Origin of the sequence: Sphingobium sp. (assembly GCF_035511395.1) — a bacterium.
Lineage (GTDB): Bacteria > Pseudomonadota > Alphaproteobacteria > Sphingomonadales > Sphingomonadaceae > Sphingobium.
In genome coordinates, this window is sequence record NZ_DATKFP010000055.1 from 1 (window position 1) to 3815 (window position 3815).

Consider the following 3815-nt stretch of genomic DNA (forward strand, 5'->3'; position numbering starts at 1 on the left):
CAAGAAGACGTCGGTATGGGCCAGGTCTTGGAACGCTGTCGCCGACGCGATGGACCGGGTTGGCGAGAAGGTCACGCGCGGGTTCGATCCCAACCTTGAACAGCGCCTGTCCATTCTGCAGGACGACCTGAAACGCGCGCAGGGCGGCGACAATCAGAGCGCTGTCGATGCAGCCAGACAGCGTGGCCTGTCAGACGCTGAAATCCAGAAGATCGTTCCCACCTTCGATCCGCAGATGGCTCGCGTGTACCAGCGCGAAATCTCCATCATTCTCACGAAGATGGAGGCCCTTGCCGAACTGGAAAAGCAGCGTTCCAAAACCAAGGCCGACAACCAGCTTTCCATCCAGGCCGGTGAGATCGTTCGCCAGTATGATGCGGCTGGCGAGGCGGTAAAGGGCGTTGAGAACCAGATCGTCCTGCTGGAACGCGCAATCGCGGATGCGCGCACCAACGGTCAGGACGACCGGGTTGCCCTACTGTCGAAAGCCGCCGATTCCGCTCGCGCCAGCCTTGGGCAGCTCAAAAAGGACTATGCGGATGGCGGAGCTGCTGCAGCGGCTGCGCTACGGCAGGCGCGTTTTCAGCAGGAAACCGCGGGTCTTGATAGCTATCAGCGTGGGGTTCGGGAGATTACGAACCGGTTCAAGGAACTCCGCGATGCTGCGGAGAAGGCCGGCAATGTTGACGCTCTGCCGAAGCTGCGCGAGGCCGAGCAGGTCGCGCTTGCGGCGAACCGGTTACAGGCCGGCGAAAAGGCCAAGGCGCAGGTTCAGGTTCCGCAGGGATATGCTGATCGGGTTATGTGGATCGAGTCGCGCGGTAACGACAACGCCAAGAACCCCATGCCTGGCGCGACAGCAACCGGCGCGGGACAATTCACGAGCGGAACATGGCTCGGACTGTTCAAGAAGGAATTTTCCGAACTCGCGGCAACGATGACCGACGCTGCCATTCTCGGTCTCAGGACAAACCGCGACTACACGGTCAAAATGATCGAGGCGTATGCGCGGGACAATGGAGCTGCGTTGGGCCGGGCCGGGTTTGATTCGTCCATGCGCAACTTGTATCTGGCCCATTTCCTCGGGCCGGGTGGCGCCGTCAAAGCTCTGCAGGCAGATCCATCAGCCAACGCGGCCTCGGTACTGGGTGCTGACGCGGCCAAATACAACCCCAACATCGTCGGCGGCGGTCGTTCCATCGGCGACATGCTGGCAATCGTAGACAAGAAGATTGCCGGCAGCACAGCCGCGGCCCGTTCCATCCGCGACGCTACCATTGCCGAACAACAGAACACGGAAGCGATGGGCAAAAGCGCCGCCGAAGCGGAGCGCCTGTCTGCAATCAACAAGCTGCTGAACGAGGACCGCGAGAAGGGTGGCGAACTTGGCCAGAAGTACGCGACGGCCGAATCCCTTATCAAGGCTTCGTCTGACCAGCTGACGCCTGCGTTGGCTGCGCAGCGCGATAAATGGCTCGAGATCGCCGATGCCCGCGCGAAGGCTGCCGCCTCGGATGTGTCGGCAAAGCTGAAGCGTGACCTGGCTGACCAATATGCAGCGCTAGGCCGGACGCCGGACGAGCAGAAGGTCCGCCAGCAGGCTTTGCAGTACAGCGCACCCGGCGCAGCTGATTGGGACCGGACGGTTCAGGGGCTGACCAAGCTTCACGAAGTGGCATCCCTGAAAGACACAACCGGCTCGTTCCTCAAGGGTCTGACCAGCGACCTGATGAACGGCACAAAGGCTTCCCAAGCCCTGACGAACCAGCTGAAACGACTGGCTGCCACTCTGGCCGACAAGGCGATCGACAGCCTGCTGTCGGGGTTGTTCGACACCAAAAGTGGTGGCGGCGGCTTCTTGAGCAGCATCGTTGGCGCGATCACCGGTTCATCAAAAAAATTTGCAGACGGCGGTTTCACCGGCGTTGTTCAATTCGATTCTATGGAGGTGCTCAGGTGAGCGCAGTTATGACGATCGTGGAGCGCGACTGCGTCCACATGATTACCGATGGCGCTATCTATGATCAATATGGCGTCTTTCTATACGACTGGCAGAAAACGACTCCGATCCCTGGCGCGAACGCGGTGTTCGCCACCCGCGGGCCGGTTTTTGCTTTCGTCGCTGTTCTGGCCGCGTTGCAGGAATTCGAGTTTTCCAACTTCGACGAGCTGCGCCGGCAGATTGATCAGGTCGCCGTGAAAGTCGACGAGATCCTTGGCAACGAGCCGTTCGAATTCATCGTGGCAGGCTGGTCCGACGAGAATAGCCGTGGCGAAGTGCTGTTCCGGCAGACGCACGGCTCGTCCATGCACCGCACTGAGCCAGGCGTGGTGTATCTCATGGGCGAACGGGCCGGCTTCGGCGTGGCCATTGCCCAACGGTGGAACCGCGACGAGGTCCTGGCGCGCTTCGAGGAAGCGCGGGCCTTCCCCGATGACATCACCTGCGGTCGCGGTGATCAGCCCCTTATGGGGTTCTCGGTCGGCGGCAAGGTCTGGCATGCCGTTGTGCGGCCCGGTGTTGCCCCGACGTTCGAGATTCTGCGTGATTGGGACGATGTGCCGGGAGAGAAGATCAACTCTCGTCGCGCCATGGCGGCGGCGGCATAGCCCATGGCGACCGTCCAGTTTTGCAACGTCCGCGGAGAGCCGCAGGGCGCTCCGGTACTTTTGGACCGACGCCGGAGGCGGCTGTCAACAATTGCCAAGCAACACGCCAATAAGCGGCGTCCGTTCATGGTGTCGGTGCATCGGGGCGTAGGACCTGGCGACAAGATTGTCCCGAGTGACGACACTGTCCGCACTCGCGCCGAGTGGAAAGACACCCTGATCGGCGCGGGTGATGTTGTGCTTATCACCTACCTCCCGATGGGTGGCGGGGCAGGCGGCCAAAAGGCCGGCAAGCAGATCGGCATGGCGGTGGCTATGATCGCCCTCGCAGTTGCGATGCCTTATGCCGTGGGCGCGCTCGGTATCGCGGGAAGCACCATTGGTTCCCTGAGCTTGGTTGGCAAAGCCGTCGCCGCGGGCCTCACCGCTGGCATCCCTGCCGGCCCCTCACATACCCTGAAAAGGAGCTCCCCATGAGCGCGTGCAATATTTTCCCCGACGATGACCGCATTGAGATATGGACCGACGCCGCCGCGTATGCCGACGATGGTGAGATTTTGGCCCTGGTCGAGAAGGTGTTGGTGTTGAGCGACATCAGCACCGCCGTAGCGGTTCAAGGGGACCTGCGCATTCTCACAGCTATGGAGGCCTTGGTCCCGGGTGAGTTCGACTCGTTCGATGGCCTTGCTGGCAGCCTAAGCGGGGTCGCGGAGGGTATCTGGGAAGAGGTAGCTGGCAAGGCCTTCCTTCCTACAATCATAAAAGCCGTTGGCTACAGCGACGAGCGCAAGCGGTTGGAGGTGTGGAGCGTCGCCGTCGGCGAGACGATGCACCACCCAGCCGGCCCGGCCAGGTTGTTGCCGAACGAGCAGGTAAGTGTCTCGCCCTGTTCAATCGATCTACTCTCGCGCCTTGGCCGAGCAGGCCTGATGGATGGAACTGACCTGCGCTGCGACACCAAGGCCGAACGCCTCGCCGTCATGCGGGCGCAGCGGGAAACCGCGTTCCCCTACGAAGTTGCGGGCGGTCGGGCCATTCGGATGGTGGGCGGCTGGGCGCAGCGGACTGTGTTCCTTTTCAATACCCTCGGCTCGTTACACCGATAAGGCTGATGGACAGGGTGAAACTTGAAACAGGACGGCGCGAAAAAACGCCGGCCGATACTTACCGCAAAGCCCGCTCCACCGAAAGGCGGAAAGCGGGCT

4 protein-coding genes are annotated in these 3815 nt (G+C 61.5%); all 4 read left to right on the top strand.

Going from position 1 to position 3815, the window contains the following annotated elements:
- The coding region (locus VMR39_RS03220) for a hypothetical protein (protein ID WP_325414290.1) at positions 1-1960 on the top strand (1960 nt) is incomplete at its 5' end.
- An 8-nt stretch (positions 1961-1968) separates the two neighbouring features.
- Positions 1969-2610, top strand: a complete 642-nt coding sequence (locus tag VMR39_RS03225; RefSeq protein WP_325414292.1) for a hypothetical protein — start codon at positions 1969-1971, stop codon at positions 2608-2610.
- A gap of 3 nt (positions 2611-2613) precedes the next feature.
- Complete coding sequence (locus tag VMR39_RS03230; RefSeq protein ID WP_325414294.1) at positions 2614-3087, top strand: hypothetical protein; 474 nt, start codon at positions 2614-2616, stop codon at positions 3085-3087.
- Positions 3084-3716 (top strand): hypothetical protein, encoded by a 633-nt coding sequence (locus VMR39_RS03235; protein ID WP_325414296.1) that lies wholly within the window; start codon positions 3084-3086, stop codon positions 3714-3716. Before VMR39_RS03230 ends, VMR39_RS03235 begins: the two co-directional genes overlap by 4 nt.
- Positions 3717-3815: the final 99 nt, after the last annotated feature.

Bases quoted from the DNA above. Each gene is read 5' to 3' on its own strand.
- VMR39_RS03235 (WP_325414296.1), top strand. From the start codon at position 3,084: ATGAGCGCGTGCAATATTTTCCCCGACGATGACCGCATTGAGATATGG.
- VMR39_RS03225 (WP_325414292.1), top strand. From the start codon at position 1,969: ATGACGATCGTGGAGCGCGACTGCGTCCACATGATTACCGATGGCGCT.
- VMR39_RS03230 (WP_325414294.1), top strand. From the start codon at position 2,614: ATGGCGACCGTCCAGTTTTGCAACGTCCGCGGAGAGCCGCAGGGCGCT.